Annotated in this window: 16 protein-coding genes; 9 read left to right on the forward strand and 7 right to left on the reverse strand. The window is 48.6% G+C overall.

Annotated features, from left to right (window positions below; all coding sequences use genetic code 11):
* Positions 1–9: 9 nt before the first annotated feature.
* The gene (locus LCM29_RS00590) at positions 10–1,410 is read right to left on the reverse strand and encodes an MBL fold metallo-hydrolase (protein WP_214875232.1); all 1,401 of its coding nucleotides are present in this window, start codon (positions 1,408–1,410) and stop codon (positions 10–12) included.
* A gap of 28 nt (positions 1,411–1,438) precedes the next feature.
* On the reverse strand, positions 1,439–1,735 hold the full coding sequence (locus tag LCM29_RS00595; protein ID WP_015881009.1) for a rhodanese-like domain-containing protein: 297 nt from the start codon (positions 1,733–1,735) through the stop codon (positions 1,439–1,441).
* A 115-nt stretch (positions 1,736–1,850) separates the two neighbouring features.
* On the opposite strand from LCM29_RS00595, the gene LCM29_RS00600 reads away from it, so the two are divergent.
* Positions 1,851–2,225, forward strand: coding sequence for a rhodanese-like domain-containing protein (locus tag LCM29_RS00600; protein ID WP_224860276.1), 375 nt, complete (start codon positions 1,851–1,853; stop codon positions 2,223–2,225).
* Positions 2,226–2,258: 33 nt separating this feature from the next.
* Positions 2,259–3,038: a sulfite exporter TauE/SafE family protein gene (locus LCM29_RS00605; RefSeq protein ID WP_214696060.1), complete on the forward strand. Its 780-nt coding sequence runs from the start codon at positions 2,259–2,261 to the stop codon at positions 3,036–3,038.
* Positions 3,039–3,080: 42 nt separating this feature from the next.
* Here LCM29_RS00605 and LCM29_RS00610 read toward each other — a convergent pair whose 3' ends face one another.
* The 3 genes from LCM29_RS00610 to LCM29_RS00620 all read right to left on the reverse strand — a co-directional run bounded on the left by LCM29_RS00610 (position 3,081) and on the right by LCM29_RS00620 (position 5,089).
* Complete coding sequence (locus tag LCM29_RS00610) at positions 3,081–3,275, reverse strand: hypothetical protein (protein ID WP_214696058.1); 195 nt, start codon at positions 3,273–3,275, stop codon at positions 3,081–3,083.
* A gap of 166 nt (positions 3,276–3,441) precedes the next feature.
* Positions 3,442–4,179 carry an ABC transporter permease gene (locus tag LCM29_RS00615; protein ID WP_224860278.1) on the reverse strand — a complete coding sequence of 246 codons (738 nt, stop codon included), beginning with the start codon at positions 4,177–4,179 and terminating at the stop codon, positions 3,442–3,444.
* Positions 4,157–5,089 (reverse strand): ABC transporter ATP-binding protein, encoded by a 933-nt coding sequence (locus LCM29_RS00620; RefSeq protein WP_214696054.1) that lies wholly within the window; start codon positions 5,087–5,089, stop codon positions 4,157–4,159. The genes LCM29_RS00615 and LCM29_RS00620 overlap by 23 nt, the downstream gene beginning before the upstream one ends.
* A gap of 337 nt (positions 5,090–5,426) precedes the next feature.
* Here LCM29_RS00620 and LCM29_RS00625 point away from each other — a divergent pair, with 337 nt between their 5' ends.
* The 3 genes from LCM29_RS00625 to LCM29_RS00635 all read left to right on the forward strand — a co-directional run bounded on the left by LCM29_RS00625 (position 5,427) and on the right by LCM29_RS00635 (position 10,391).
* The gene (locus LCM29_RS00625; protein WP_224860280.1) at positions 5,427–8,279 is read left to right on the forward strand and encodes a 2-oxoglutarate dehydrogenase E1 component; all 2,853 of its coding nucleotides are present in this window, start codon (positions 5,427–5,429) and stop codon (positions 8,277–8,279) included.
* Positions 8,280–8,297: 18 nt separating this feature from the next.
* Positions 8,298–9,572: a 2-oxoglutarate dehydrogenase complex dihydrolipoyllysine-residue succinyltransferase gene (gene odhB, locus LCM29_RS00630; protein WP_224860282.1), complete on the forward strand. Its 1,275-nt coding sequence runs from the start codon at positions 8,298–8,300 to the stop codon at positions 9,570–9,572.
* Between the two features lie 144 nt (positions 9,573–9,716).
* A complete protein-coding gene (locus tag LCM29_RS00635; RefSeq protein ID WP_224860284.1) occupies positions 9,717–10,391 on the forward strand; it encodes a DUF6241 domain-containing protein in 675 nt (224 codons plus the stop codon).
* A gap of 47 nt (positions 10,392–10,438) precedes the next feature.
* Here the strand turns inward: LCM29_RS00635 and LCM29_RS00640 are convergent, their stop codons facing one another.
* On the reverse strand, positions 10,439–12,031 hold the full coding sequence (locus LCM29_RS00640) for a diguanylate cyclase domain-containing protein (protein ID WP_224860286.1): 1,593 nt from the start codon (positions 12,029–12,031) through the stop codon (positions 10,439–10,441).
* 123 nt (positions 12,032–12,154) lie between these two features.
* Between LCM29_RS00640 and LCM29_RS00645 the strand changes: the two genes are divergently transcribed.
* The 4 genes from LCM29_RS00645 (at position 12,155) to LCM29_RS00660 (ending at position 14,515) form a co-directional block, all read left to right on the forward strand.
* Entirely contained in the window at positions 12,155–12,811 is a 657-nt protein-coding gene (locus LCM29_RS00645) for a DsbA family protein (protein ID WP_214819287.1), read from the forward strand.
* 1 nt (position 12,812) lies between these two features.
* Positions 12,813–13,226, forward strand: coding sequence for a disulfide oxidoreductase (locus tag LCM29_RS00650; protein WP_214819289.1), 414 nt, complete (start codon positions 12,813–12,815; stop codon positions 13,224–13,226).
* Positions 13,227–13,230: 4 nt separating this feature from the next.
* Entirely contained in the window at positions 13,231–13,818 is a 588-nt protein-coding gene (locus LCM29_RS00655) for an SCO family protein (protein ID WP_318247812.1), read from the forward strand.
* Positions 13,819–13,921: 103 nt separating this feature from the next.
* Entirely contained in the window at positions 13,922–14,515 is a 594-nt protein-coding gene (locus LCM29_RS00660) for a Crp/Fnr family transcriptional regulator (protein WP_224860288.1), read from the forward strand.
* Here the strand turns inward: LCM29_RS00660 and LCM29_RS00665 are convergent.
* Entirely contained in the window at positions 14,475–15,197 is a 723-nt protein-coding gene (locus tag LCM29_RS00665) for a DUF4386 domain-containing protein (RefSeq protein ID WP_224860290.1), read from the reverse strand. The genes LCM29_RS00660 and LCM29_RS00665 overlap by 41 nt on opposite strands.
* Between the last annotated feature and the right edge of the window lie 99 nt (positions 15,198–15,296).

The raw sequence follows: 15,296 nt of genomic DNA on the forward strand, positions 1-15,296 counted from the left end.
AGTATAGCATTACTTGATTTGTTGAGCGTTTAAGACAGTCTTCATCGCGCCGTAGCCACCGAGAATGTTATGGATATCTTTGTAGCCGAGTGATTGAAGGACACTTGCTGCCATGCGTGAGCGGACGCCTGACGCACAGTGAACTGCAATCGTTTGATCGGTCGGAAGACCTTCATGATCACGTGTGAGTTTACCGAGCAAGATGCGCTCTGCCTTTTCGTAATGGCTCGCGTTCCATTCTGTCGCGTTGCGAACGTCGAGGACGAAGACGTCACCTTTTTCAGCAGCTTCAATCGCTTCTTCTGCCGTCACGTCGGTATACGTTTCCGTCAAGAGTGAAGCGTCGAGCTCTTCGACCGGAACGATGAAGCGAAGACGATCGAGGCCGATTGATTGAAGGTCGGTCTGTACTTGATCGACTTCTTCCGCATTTGCGATGAGTGTGATGTCTTTGTCGAAGTTGACGAGCCAGCCTGCCCACGAGACGAACTTGTTGTTGTATGGGATGTTGATTGTCCCAGGTACGTGTCCGTTCGCAAAGTCTTCCCCTTTACGCGTGTCGACGACTTGCGTCTCTTCGACGAGTGTATCAAGGCGATCTGACCCAACGACTTCAGGACGAGCGACATTCGTCGTCACTTGAATGCCTTCTTTGTTCACTTTCTTCATCATGGCGAAGTAGTTCGGTGGTTCTGGTTGATCCGTCGTCAACTCTTTGATGAAGGCATCTTTATCCGTCATTTGAAGCGCCCAGTTCGTCGCTTTCTCATAACCGACCGTCGACGTTGGAATCGCGCCGAGCGCTTTCCCGCAAGCACTGCCTGCACCGTGTCCTGGCCAAACTTGAACGAAGTCAGGAAGCGCCATGAATTTCTTGAGTGAATCAAACATTTGTTCCGCGCCAATTGCCGTCGTTCCTTTCACACCGGCTGCTTCTTCGAGGAGGTCGGGGCGACCGATATCTCCGACGAAGACGAAGTCGCCTGTGAAGATGCCCATCGGTTGTGTCTGGTTCCGGTCATACAGAAGGAATGAAATGTGTTCCGGTGTGTGACCCGGTGTGTGCATGACTTCAAGTGTCACGTTTCCAATTTTGAACGTGTCGCCTTCTTTGACGAGTTGTGCGTCGATGTCTTTGGCGAACGCATACTTCCAAGAAGCATCGCCTTCATCTGATAAATAAGCTTTCGAACCTGTGCGCTTCGCGAGTTCGAGTGAGCCCGATACAAAGTCCGCATGAATGTGTGTCTCAGCTGTTGCGACAATGTTCATGCCTTCTTTTTTCGCTTCTTGAAGGTATGGCTCGATGTTACGGGCCGGGTCGATGACGATGGCTTCTCCTGTCATTTGGCATCCGACCATATATGAAGCTTGCGCTAATTTCTCATCATAAAAATAACGTAATAGCATATCAATTTCCCCCTATGAATGTAATCGTTTATTCGACTTCGCCTTGCCAGCTCATCATCCCACCGTCGACGTTCGTGACATCGAACCCGAGTGAGTCGAGATAAGCGGATGCGTTCATGCTGCGTCCACCGGCTGCGCAAATGACATGAATCGGTTTAGAGCGATCGAGCTCATCGACTTTTGCCCCGAATTCAGAAAGTGGTACGTTTTTCGCTTGTTTAATGTGACCTCCAGCATATTCATCTACCTCTCGTACATCGATGAGGTTGAGTGAGTCGTCAGCTTGAAGTAACGCTTCTAATTCAGTAGTCGTAATCGTCTTCATGAGTCTTTGATCTCCTTTTCGTGTTTAAGGTTTTTGGCAACGAGAATGTTTCGTTGGCTTTAATATACCCCCTAAGGTATAATGAGCGCAAGTGAAAAGAATTGGAGGGGAAAACATGAAGAAAATTTCCTTATTTGTTGGGATTTTGGCTGTTATGGTGATTTTTATCTTTGTAATCACATCAGAAAAGGATGAAATCACGAAAATCGATGCTGAAACTCTACAAAACAAATTGGAAAACGAGGAAATAACACTCCTTGATGTACGAGAAACGTCTGAATACGATGGGGGGCATATTGAAGGGGCGGTGAACGCACCACTATCTTCATTAGATGCCAACGAGTTACCGTATCCGAAAGATGAGCCAATCTACGTCATCTGTCGAAGCGGTAATCGAAGTGCCCAGGCTGCTAGTCGATTAAAAGATGCCGGCTATACCGAAATCTATGATGTGTCAGGCGGTATGATGGCTTGGGAATCGATTGAATAAGTAGAGAATACGAGAGTAAATGGAGGAGTCAATATGGAGTTCGGGTTTATCATTACAATCTTTCTTATTGGGTTTATCGGGTCGTTCATTTCAGGGATGGTCGGGATTGGCGGGTCGATCATCAAGTATCCGATGCTGTTATACATTCCACCAATCTTAGGATTTGCGGCGTTCAGCGCGCACGAAGTATCAGGAATTAGTGCGATTCAAGTGTTCTTTGCGACAATCGGTGGAATCTATGCCTATCGTAAAGGTGGATACTTAAACAAACAGTTAATCCTCTATATGGGTGTGGCGGTCTTGATCGGGAGCTTCATTGGAGGATACGGGTCGACAATTTTATCGGAGACGATGATCAATGTCGTATATGCCGTACTTGCGACGATTGCGACGATCATGATGTTCTTACCGAAGCCACAAGTGGACGATATGCCGCTTGACCAAGTACAGTTCAACAAGGTGATCGCGGCCAGCTCAGCTTTCGTCGTCGGGATTGCAGCTGGTATCGTCGGAGCGGCAGGGGCATTCATTCTTATGCCGATCATGCTTGTTGTCTTGCGCATTCCGACGAAGATGGCGATCGCAAGTTCACTCGCTATCACATTTATCTCGTCGATCGGGTCGACGTTCGGTAAAATCATCACCGATCAAATCGTCTGGGGTCCGGCAATCATCATGATTATCGCGAGTCTGATTGCTGCACCAATCGGGGCGAATGTCGGGAAGAATATGAATACAAAAGCGCTTCAATGGATTTTAGCGTTACTCATCTTAGCGAGTACCATCAAAATTTGGAGTGACTTAATCGCGTAAAAAAATCACGATGCCTATATTCTGGCATCGTGATTTTTTGCATTATTTCGTAATGAAATAGTAGAGAAGTCCGAGTCCGATGAACGAGACGGGGAGCAAAATAATGTAGAGCCAAGAAACCATCGACCAGCTCTTCTTTTGGCTGTACGTGGAGCGGTCTTTCCCGAGTCCGACCATGATAGTAAAAATAAGTGCGATCAAACAGACAAGCAATGCTAATCCAATCGTGAGAGCCATATTGTCACATCCTTCTTACGTGCTGTTAGCTTCATCATATCGCATACAGGTGGGAGACTTCTGACAGAATGTTGAGGTTGTGTGACAAAGGTGTCTTAAAGTCATCACACATATAGAGACAAACAAAAGTCCCTTTCGATTCGTTTGAATCAAAAGGGACCTGTTCTCATTCCGCAAACGTTTTGCTACGGAACATAAATGCCGTGATGAGATAGAAGGCGATGATATGAAGGGCGACATAAAAGATGGAGAAGCCCATCGTGGCATCCATCGCTTTCATGAATTCTGGATTTACATCATAAATAGAAAGGTCTGTATGCAAGAAGACGATCCATTTTGCGAGTTCAGGTTTCCAGGCAACGAGAAGACCGCCGATGATACTTGAGGCGAAGTTCGCGAGTACCGTGAAACCAATGACAACACCGACTGATTTGAAGACGACCGAGAACATGAGCGTCAAGAAGATGATGAAGATCGGTCCGCTCACACTGATGAGAATAGGGCGAACGATGTCCCATGTGACAGAGCCGTCTAACGTGAGTGAGAACCCGAACGCGACAACTAAAATAAAGACGAATTGGAGCAACATGACGAGAACGGACATGACGAGTTTTGACAACAAGATGCGGTCTCGGGAATACGGGCTCATCAAAAGATGTTTCAACGTATCAAATTTCAACTCATTCCCGACCATCTCGGCCGTGAAGACGATGGTAAAGATGCTGAGGAAGGCGATGGCGCCCATCGTTGAGAATTCGAAGAACGATGCCGCTTCCGGTGTCCCATCTCCGCTCGCCAATACGGCATAGACGATGAGGATGATCGCGGTGTATACACCTAAGGCGACGTAAGGCTTAATCGTGCGGCGCCACTTCATCCATTCATTGCTGAGTAATGAACGCATTGTTCGTACCTCCTTCTTTTTTCGTCAATTTCAAGAATTGCTCTTCGAGTGACTCGTGTTTCATACCGATTTGATAGACGGCGATGTCCCGTTCAATCAACTGTTTCAATAGGACGGGGATATCCGTCTCCTGACGTGGCACGATGAACGACTCGGCTGACTGTTGAATAATTTTTACATCATCGAAGGCGAGAGCGGCGACATCGAGTGCATCGCTCATCTGTTCTTTGGCAACTTTACAGAGAATGACGCTATCGGCTTTCGTCTGACCGTCTTCCACCGATTTGATTTGTCCTTGGTCAATGATGGCGAAGCGGTCCGTGATCAATTCCATCTCACTCAACAAGTGACTCGAGATGAGGATGGCGATGCCGCGGTGGTCCGCGAGGTGGCGTAAGTAATTCCGGAGATCAGCAATCCCGGCTGGGTCGAGACCGTTCGTCGGCTCATCAAGGATAAGTACTTTTGGATTATGCAACAAGGCACGGGCGATCCCGAGGCGTTGTTTCATCCCGAGCGAATACTGTTTCACTTTCATATCGAGCTTTCCGTCGAGTCCGACGAGCGCACCAAGCGCATTCAAATCGACCTTCTTTAAGTTTGGGATCAAGTTCATGGCATGAATCAAGTTCTCACGACCGGTCATGTACGGATAGAACGCCGGATTCTCAACGATGGCTCCGATTCGGCTGAGTGCTTCTTGGCGGTTGTTCGCGACGTCATACCCATCGACCGTCACGGTTCCATGTGTTGCAGGCATGAGGCCTGTAATGATTCGGATCGTCGTCGTCTTCCCGGCGCCGTTCGGTCCGAGGAAACCAAAGATTTCACCCGGGACGACATCAAAGCTGACATTCGTCAATACCGTTGCTTTTCCCATCTTCTTATGGACATTTTGTACGGATAACATGTGGTCACCTAGCTTTCTTTTTTGAGTGATAGTGTTCTTCCTACACCCCCTTCTACGGGCTTGTTTGAAATAAGGTTTCATCTTTTTTTGAAATGTTTGAAACAAATCCGCTGAGACACAATTTATCGATAAGCAAAACTTATCGAAATAGTATGGACGAATTGTGAATTTGTAAGGGTCTTTCTAGCATGAAAGGTGTAGTATGAAGTTGAGCGTAAGAGGCAAGATTTGGTTTTGTTCACTAGGGTAAGAGAAGAGTGAACTGCTTCGGGCTACATGTTAAAATGAAAGCGTTCACAGATTGGACGTTTAGGAATGGATAAGGGGGATTTATTCAATGGGAGAGTCGTCGAATGTTCACGAGAAATCGCAAGCATTTTATGGTCCTAACTTAGGCTACATCATTGAACTGTACGAGCAATATTTGGAAGACCCGTCATCGGTCGATGAGGAGACACGTCGTTACTTCGACGAGAACGGAGCACCAGAATCATCACCGACAGAAGTACCGGTCTCGGGTCCGTCGTTTGACTTAGAGAAAGTCGTTTCGGCGACACGTCTCGTCAACGATATCCGTGCGTTCGGTCATAAGGCGGCGGATATTTATCCATTGAAAGATCATCCGCGCGAACAGGAATTGTTCGAACTGTCTCGTTATGATTTGACAGAAGAAGATTTAAAACAAATTCCGGCCCGTCTTCTTTCGGACGATGCACCCAAACCAAATGCGAGTGCCCTTGAGTTATTCCGTCACTTGCTTGACGTCTATACAGGTACGGTCGCAATCGAACTCCGTCACTTAGACGATATGGAAGAGAAGAAGTGGATTCGCCGTCAAGTCGAACAAGGCGCATTGAAACAAACCTTCTCAAAAGAAGAAAAAATCGAATTGTTCAAACGTCTGGCTGAGACCGAACTGTTTGAATCATTCCTTCATAAAACGTATGTCGGACAGAAACGCTTCTCCATCGAAGGTTTGGATGCGATGGTGCCGTTACTCGACGCGATGGTCGGGGGACTCATCTCGAGCGGGTCTGAACACATTAACATCGGGATGGCACACCGTGGACGTCTGAACGTACTCGCTCACGTACTCGGCAAGCCATACGAGATGATTTTTGCGGAGTTCCAGCACGCACCGAACAAAGAATTGATTCCGTCTGAAGGGTCAATCGGCATCAACTTTGGTTGGTCAGGCGACGTGAAATATCACCTTGGACTTGATCGTAAAGTCGTCGAACAACAAAAAGAAGTACGTCTCAACTTGGCGAACAACCCGAGTCACCTTGAATTCGTCGGATCTGTCGTCGAAGGGTACACACGTGCCGCACAAGATGATCGTTCTGAAAAAGGATCGGCTGTCCAGCAGGATGATTTAGCAGCTTCGATCTTGATTCATGGAGATGCAGCGTTCCCGGGACAAGGAATTGTAGCGGAGACGCTCAACATGACGAACTTGACGGGGTATCGTACGGGTGGAACGGTTCACGTCATTGCCAACAACACCATCGGTTTCACGACGGACCCGAACGATTCACGTTCGACGCGTTACGCGAGTGATATCGCCAAAGGGTATGAGATTCCAGTCTTCCACGTGAATGCAGACGACCCGGAAGCATGTGTCGCCGTCGCAAAATTGATCAGTGAGTATCGTGCCAAGTTCCATAAAGACATCTTGGTCGATTTGATTGGGTATCGTCGTTACGGTCACAATGAAATGGACGAACCGATGAATACGAACCCGGTTCTTTATAAAGCGATCAAAGGACATCAATCTGTCCGTCACGTATATGCCGAGCAACTCGAGGCAGAAGGCGTCATGACAAAAGATGAGAAAGCACAAATCGAGCAAAAGATCGAAGAGGCGCTTAAAGCAGCACGCGACCTCGTTCCTTCTGAAGAAGAGGATGCTGACATCGTCTTGCCGGACGCGGTCCATAAAGGATTCCCGAAAGTCGATACGAGCGTAGAACTCGAACTCCTCACGCAATTGAACGAAGAGTTGCTTGACTGGCCAGAAGGATTCGGTGTTTTCCACAAACTTCAAAAAGTACTAGACCGTCGCCGTGACGCTTTCGGTGAAGGTGGGAAAATCGACTGGGGTCATGCGGAGACGCTTGCCTTCGCTTCGATTCTTTCAGACGGTACGCCGGTTCGTTTGAGCGGTCAAGATTCGGAGCGCGGAACGTTCGCCCAACGGAACATCATGTTGAACGACGTCGAGTCAGGGAAGAAGTTCTCGCCACTCCATCAGCTGTCGACGGCGAAAGCTTCGTTCTCTGTCTACAACAGCCCGCTTTCAGAAGGATCAGTTCTTGGATTTGAATACGGTTATAACGTATTCGCTCAAGACACGCTCGTATTGTGGGAAGCCCAGTACGGTGACTTTGCGAACTCGGCGCAAGTCATGTTCGACCAGTTCATCTCGGCCGGTCGTGCGAAATGGGGTCAAAAATCAGGGCTTGTCATGCTCTTGCCACACGGTTATGAAGGACAAGGACCAGAGCACTCGAGTGCACGTATGGAGCGTTACTTGACGCTTGCCGGTGAGAAAAACTGGACAGTCGCAAACCTTTCGTCTGCGGCACAATACTTCCATATTCTCCGTCGCCAAGCTGAGATGCTCGGCAAAGAAGAGATTCGTCCGATGATCATCATGACACCGAAGAGTCTGCTTCGTCATCCACTCGCGACGTCACCGATCGAGGCGTTCACGGAAGAGAGCTTCAAACCAATCGTTGAACAGCCAGGTCTCGGTGAGAACGCAGAGAAAGTCGAACGTCTCGTCTTCTGCACAGGGAAGATGGCGATCGACCTCGCGGAAGCGGTCGGCAAGTCAGAAGAGTCACTCGACTTCTTGCACATCATCCGGGTCGAAGAAATCTACCCGTTCCCGGTACGTGAGATTCGTGACGTCATCAGCCGTTATCCGAACGCACGCGAAATCGTCTGGGTACAAGAAGAGCCGAAAAACATGGGAGCTTGGACGTACATCGAGCCTCGCCTTGAAGCGGTCACAACGAACCGACTCGACGTTCGTTACATCGGTCGTCGCCGTCGTTCGAGCCCGGCTGAAGGAAATCCGACAGCCCATAAACAAGAACAAGCACGCATCATCCGTGAAGCACTTTCTCGCGACGTCGTCTCGAGCGGTGCAGGCACGAGCACATACCAAAAAGATCGTAAATAAGTTAAGGGGGAACTCATTGTGGTCGAAATTAAAGTACCTGAATTAGCAGAATCCATTACGGAAGGAACGGTCGCGACATGGCTCAAACAGCCAGGCGACCAAGTCGAAAAAGGGGAAGCCATCGTCGAGCTCGAGACGGATAAAGTCAATATCGAAGTCCCAGCTGACGAAGCGGGTGTGTTAGAAGAACAACTTGCCGGAGAAGGGGATACGGTTCAAGTTGGCGACGTCATCGCACGTCTCGGTTCAGGTTCTGGTGGCGGAACGGCTGTCGCGACGAAGACGAAGACAGAAAACGCGACAGAAACAAAAACAGAAGCGCCGACTGAGAAGAAAACGGAGTCTGTTGAAGAAGGCAAGAAAGTGGAGAAACGCGAAGAGCACGTCGCGAGCCCGGGTAAAGGACCAATCGCAACACCTGCTGCACGCAAGCTCGCTCGTGAGAAAGGCATCGACCTCTCAGCTGTTCAAACGAACGACCCAATGGGACGTATCAATGTGCATGACGTTTCAAAACATGAAGACAAACCAGCTGTGAAAGAGCAAAAACCAGTTGCCGCAGCTCCAGCACCACAACCAGCTGCAAGTGGGAAAGAAGAAGAGCGCATCAAGATGACACGTCGTCGTCAAACGATTGCCAACCGTCTCGTAGAAGTGCAACAGACGGCAGCAATGCTCACGACGTTCAACGAAATCGATATGTCGGCGGTCATGGCACTTCGTAAACGTCGCCAAGAGAAATTCGTGAAAGACAACGATGTCAAACTCGGCTTCATGTCATTCTTCACGAAAGCAGCGGTCGCGGCTCTTAAGCGCATGCCTTACTTGAACGCTGAAATCCAAGGAAATGAAATCGTCTTGAAGAAGTACTACGATATCGGAATTGCCGTATCGGCTCCAGACGGTCTCGTCGTCCCTGTCGTCCGTGAAGCAGATCGTAAAAACTTTGGTGAAATCGAGAAAGACATCCTTCACCTTGCGGATAAAGCGCGTAACAACAAGCTTGGTTTGAGCGACCTCACAGGTGGTACGTTCACGATCACAAACGGTGGCGTGTTCGGTTCACTTCTTTCAACACCAATCTTGAACGGACCACAAGTTGCCATCCTCGGGATGCACTCGATTCAACTCCGCCCAGTCGCAATCGACGCGGACACGATGGAAAACCGTCCGATGATGTATGTCGCACTCTCGTATGACCACCGAATCGTAGATGGTCGTGAGGCTGTGACATTCCTCAAGCACATCAAAGAGATGATTGAAGATCCAGAACAATTGTTGTTCGAAGCATAAGATGTAGAGGAAGTACCCGCTCCGATATCAGGAGGCGGGTACTTTTTGTTTAAGGTCATGACGAAAAACCTTTTATTGGGATTTTTGGTAAGGTATATATGTTATCCTTGATGGAGAGAATCACTAAAAGGGCGTGAATGGTAAATGAAATGGAAAAAATGGTTTCCTTGGATGGGACTTGTCTTAGTAATAGTGGTCATTGCTACATATGCATTCTATCAGTATTGGATGGGACCGAATCAAAGTGAGCTTGACCGAGACAACTTGACGGAAGAAGAGTATGAACGGGCACTTGAATTGATTGACATCATCAAAGAAGAAGACCCGCTCGGACGGCGTCAAAACGTGACGCGCCGGATCGACCCGCAGGAGACGACGGGACTCGTCTTTGACGATGAGAAAAAATTAAACAAAGGGAATCTCGTCGATGCGATGCATCTGATGACGCACCAAAAGATTTTGGCGACAGAAAAAGCGGGAGCCATCCCGATGACGCATGACAATCTGAAAGAGGTCCGCGACTATTTAGAGTTGCTGCGCGACAAAAATAAAATAAAAAGCGAAGACTACCTACAACTCGGTCGAATCATCGAACGATGGGAACAAGCCATCTTTGATGAGATTGACAAAGAGCAAGATCTTCTTCTAGAGGAGATGTACGCCGTCATCGGATTCTCGAACGGACTTGCGACACGTGCAGAAGAAGAGTTGTTCATCTTGAATAACTTCGGTGAGGAATACGTGTATACGATGGACCTGGAGCCGATGCCAGAAGAGGAAGAACAGAAGGAAGACGTGAATACGGAAACCGAAGAGTAAGCAAAAAGGAGTTCATCACGAACTCCTTTTCATATGGATGCCAGTATTCATTCGAACGACTCATGGAATGAAAGCCGCTTTTTCCCGTTCGCTTTTGACCGATATAAGGCGTCGTCCGCTTGTTCGATGGCGACATGTGGAGGTTCGGCTGGCGACCAAATCGATGCGCCGATGCTTGCCCCGACCTTCACTGAAACGAGGTCGAGCATCACAGGTTGTGAGAGCGTAGCAATAATGGATGTACCGATTTCATGAATACCCTGAATCGAACGCCCATGTCTCGGGAACATCAGGAAAAATTCGTCTCCGCTCAAGCGGACCGGATACACCTCATCAATCGTAAGTGTTCGTAGCCGCTGTGCGACTTCGACTAACAATTCATCCCCGACCGCGTGACCGTATGTATCGTTTACCGCCTTGAACCCATCGAGGTCGATATAAAAGAAAACGTACGGTTCTTTCGAAGCGTGCAATTGATTCAACTGTTCACGTAAGGCGACACGGTTCGAGAGACCGGTCAGCGCGTCACGGTTCGCAAGGAGCTCAAAGTGCACCCGTTCCGATTCTGATTCTGTGAGGGATGTGACGAGCGATTCCAGTGCGAATGCGAGGGACTCAATCTCTTCGATTCCGGATTGATGCGGGAATGTATTGGCTTTTCCTTGCTCCATGAGCGAAGCCGTTTCAGTAATTCGTTTCAACGGTCTCGTCACGACGGAAGCGAGTAACCAACCGAGGACGGCCGTCACAAGTGATGCGAAGAGACCAATCCATAGAATCCTCGTTTCTAGCGCTTCGACCGGTGCGAACGCAACGGATGCCGGTTGACGGACGACGACGCGCCAACCTAGTCCAGGATATTCATCATACCCTTCCCCAATCGACATCCCCGTCAGATAGTCCTGTCCATCCTCCCATTCTTTCACGGAAGCTCCTTCCGTAAACGACACAGGGAGTGGTTTTCCGACTAGATCGTTTGGGCCGAGGAGCACCACGTTGTCTCGTTCACTAACGACGAACAAATCCGTATCATCGACTTGTTCATGGAGCGTCCGATTGAAATGTCCGAGTACTTCTTTTCCCCATGCCCAACTCAAGTGAGTGGCAAGCACCCCTTGAAATGTCCCGTCTTGAAAAAAAGGGACACTGATATCGACGAATTGGAGCGGTTCTCCCGTCGGATTCGGTAACAGTTCAGCTAATAGGACCGCCTCGTGGACGTCACCAATAAAAGGAGCTTCTTTCGCTTCGAGATACACGGGGCGCTCGGCGATGGATGCCTCTTCGAGTATGCCGTTCGTGGAAGCAACGACAGTCCCTTCCGCATCCGTGACACCCATCCAAGAGAATGCCGGAATGTTCGATTGGACTTGATCGAGCAGTCGTCGTGTCGCGTCCGGGTCCCCTAAATCGAGACCTTGCAAGAGTTGGACTTCTTGATAGCGTGACCACATATAAAAGTCGAGTTTGTCCGCTAATTGATGTGATGTTGTCGAAAGACGTTCCCCGATTTCTTGTTCGAGTGAATCAGATGCCCGATGACTGATCAGGGATGTGAGTGCAATTGTCAGTAAAAAGACGAGTGTGGCAATGCTGAGCGCCAAAATGAGTCCGAGGCGCATCGTAAAAGACTTGATCATGCGAGTAAAACCTCCTAAAGCTTGAAATGAAGACAATTATGAAAAACGAGTCGAACACATGATAGGTGAAAGAGCTTCCGCTATAATGAAAGACGAGTCGAAAAATAAATAGAGGTGAAGAAAATGAAAAAGAATCAATGGTTGGTCATCACAACCGTCGTTGCGGTCGCATTGATTGCATTGGTGTTCGTCTTGCTCAATCAAGATGAGCCGACAACGGCCGACCGAGGCGATCACGTGTCAATCGAGGGACAACCGACACTCGGAGACTCGGACGCGAAAGTATCGGTTGTCGAGTTCGGAGATTATAAATGTCCATCATGTAAACAGTGGGGCGAAACGATCTATCCGCAACTGAAAGCGGATTATCTCGACAAGGAAGATGTCAGCTTCAGCTATATTAACGTCTTGTTCCACGGACAAGAATCGATTTTGGCATCCCTCGCTTCCGAGTCGGTGTACGAGCAAGACCCTGAATCGTTCTGGAAGTTCCATAAAGCGCTCTATGACGCGCAACCGGCTTCACAACAACACGACAACGCATGGGTGACAGTCGAGAAGTTGAAAGAAATCGCAGGTGAGACGACATCGGTCGACTTGGCACAACTTGAACAAGACCTTGGCGAAAACTCGACCGTGCTCGAAAAAGTCAGTACGGACGACGGGCTTGTGAAAGAGAACGGTGTTCAATTCACACCTTCGATCATGATCAACGGTGTGATGCTCGAGGACCCGTTCGACTACGAACAAATCCAACAGTTGATCGAGCAGGATTTATAAGATGAAATCATTTTTCGAAAAATATGGATTGTATCTCTCTTGGCTCGTCGCGTTGATGGCGACACTCGGGAGTCTCTATTTCAGTGAGATTCGAGAGTTTGTGCCATGTGAGCTTTGCTGGATTCAACGCATCTTTATGTATCCGCTGACGATTATCCTAGGGATTGCCGTCTTCACGGAAGATCGGGCGGTACGAAAATATGTGTTACCGCTTACTATCATAGGCGGTATTGTTTCACTTTACCATTACTTGGTACAAAAAGTGCCAGGATTTGCTGAAATTCAGCCTTGTGCACAAGGTGTTCCGTGCAGCGGTCAATACATCAACTGGTTCGGATTCATCACGATTCCGTTCCTCGCATTGACGGCTTTCACGCTCATCACCATCCTCATGTGGAATGTCAAAAAGCGATAAGGAGTTGGAACGTGTGAAGAAATGGTGGATCGGTAGTTTGATGACGATGCTCATCGTCCTAGCAGGATGCGGACAAGAAATCGAGGACCCGCTCAACTGGGAAGTCGAATCGTTCGAATACATGAACCAAGAAGAAGAGATGGTCAGTCTCGACGATTTGAAAGGGAAAGTGTGGATGGCAGACTTCGTCTTCACAAGCTGTGAGACGGTCTGCCCGCCGATGACGTACAACATGACGAAGCTGAATGAAGCGCTCGAAGAAGAGGGTGTCGAAGACGTGCAATTCGTCTCGTTCAGTGTCGACCCGACCGTGGACACTCCGGAGAAGATGAAAGAATTCATGAGTGGCTATGACCTGGCGAAAGCGGACTGGCAGTTCTTGTCGGGCTACTCACAAGACGAAATCGAGACGTTCGCGCAAGAGAACTTCAAAGCGCTCGTCCGGAAGCCTGAAGAAGGTACACAAGTCGACCACGGTACGTACTTCTATTTGGTCGACCAGGAAGGCAAAATCATCAAAGCGTATCCTGGTTTCCAAAACGTCCCGACGGAAGACATCATCAACGACATTAAAATCTTACAAAAGTCTTAACAGAAGATCTGTCCCATCAAAGCAGTGGGGCAGGTCTTTTTGATTGATGAAACCTGCTATACTGGAAGGACTAAATCGATTTCCTTGAAAAGGGGTGGACGGGATGAAAGACGTCTTGATTCGATACATGAAACGGTTTACGGATTTGAGTGACGACGAGTGTGAGCGGTTGGTAGCGGATGTACCAATTGCCACGTTTCCGAAAGGGAAGATTCTCTTGCATCAAGGAGACGTCCCGACTAAATGCTATTTCGTACTGAGTGGTTGCATTCGTCAATATAAAGTCGACGAAGACGGGAACGAGCACACTGTCGATTTCATCACGGAAGAACAGAGTATCACCATATTGACGAAACATCATACAGATGGACGATCACCGTATTCGTTAGCGTGTATAGAGGAATGTTGCCTCGTCGTCGGAGACCTTGCGACAGAGCAAGATCAATACGAGGAGAATCCTGTCCTTGAGGCGATGACGCGGGACATGATGCAAGAAGACATGGGGACGATGCGCGATGCGTTCGCCTCGTTCATGTCGTCCACACCGGAGGAACGGTATCAGGCCATGATGGAGAAGAGACCCGACTTGGTTCATCGGGTCCCACAGTATCAATTGGCGAGCTATCTCGGTATCACACCGGAGTCACTCAGTCGGATCAAGAAGCGGGCGACGCGTCACCTGCGGATTGTCGAGTGATATCATGTGTAGGAAGTATTCTTCCTTTCACGATCAACCATACGGCAAAGGCCAATCCGCCGACGAACATCGGGAGCATGAGAGTGAGCTCGAGTAAAGTTGTCATGCTTTCAAGCGTGGGGAATTGGTAAAGGGCATGAACAATCGTATAACTGAAACCGGCTACGACGAGTAAGATGCCAATCGTTCTTGGAATGAAATGGGTCCGCATCGCAACCCATCCGACTGCGATGAGGTGAAGACCGAACACGATCAAGCCAAGCGACCAAATGGTTTCAAATGACGTGACCGTTTCATATACTTGTCTAGCTGAAGTGGAAGTATCGAGGAGTCGCTCGGCTTCAACGAGACGTAAAACAGCGAAGGCGAGAATGAACGAATAAATGAATCGAAGTGTCCCGATGAGTAAGGCGAATGTGGTATGAATCGGTTTAAAGAAACGATATAGTCCGTAGGCGACAATCAGGTCCAGCACGACAATGATGCCCCAGCCGATGATACCGAAACGGAACAGCGTCGAATGACTGACTAAGTTCTCATACGTTGTCATCGCCTCACTTTCGATGACGAGTGATTGGTAAACGTAGCCTTGCGCGAAAAAGGCGACGAGTGCCATGAGGACGAGTGCGATTCCAGACCAAAGCGCGGCACGTCGTTGTGAACGGACAGATGAATGGTTCATGAGAAAAACTCCTTTCGAATGATCTTGTCTCCATCATAAAAGGATGGGAGCAGGTGCACATTGACTTAAGTCAAGAACACGCCATTTTTTGAAAGATGA

The sequence above is a fragment of the Exiguobacterium aestuarii genome (assembly GCF_020171655.1).
Classification (GTDB): domain Bacteria; phylum Bacillota; class Bacilli; order Exiguobacteriales; family Exiguobacteriaceae; genus Exiguobacterium; species Exiguobacterium aestuarii_A.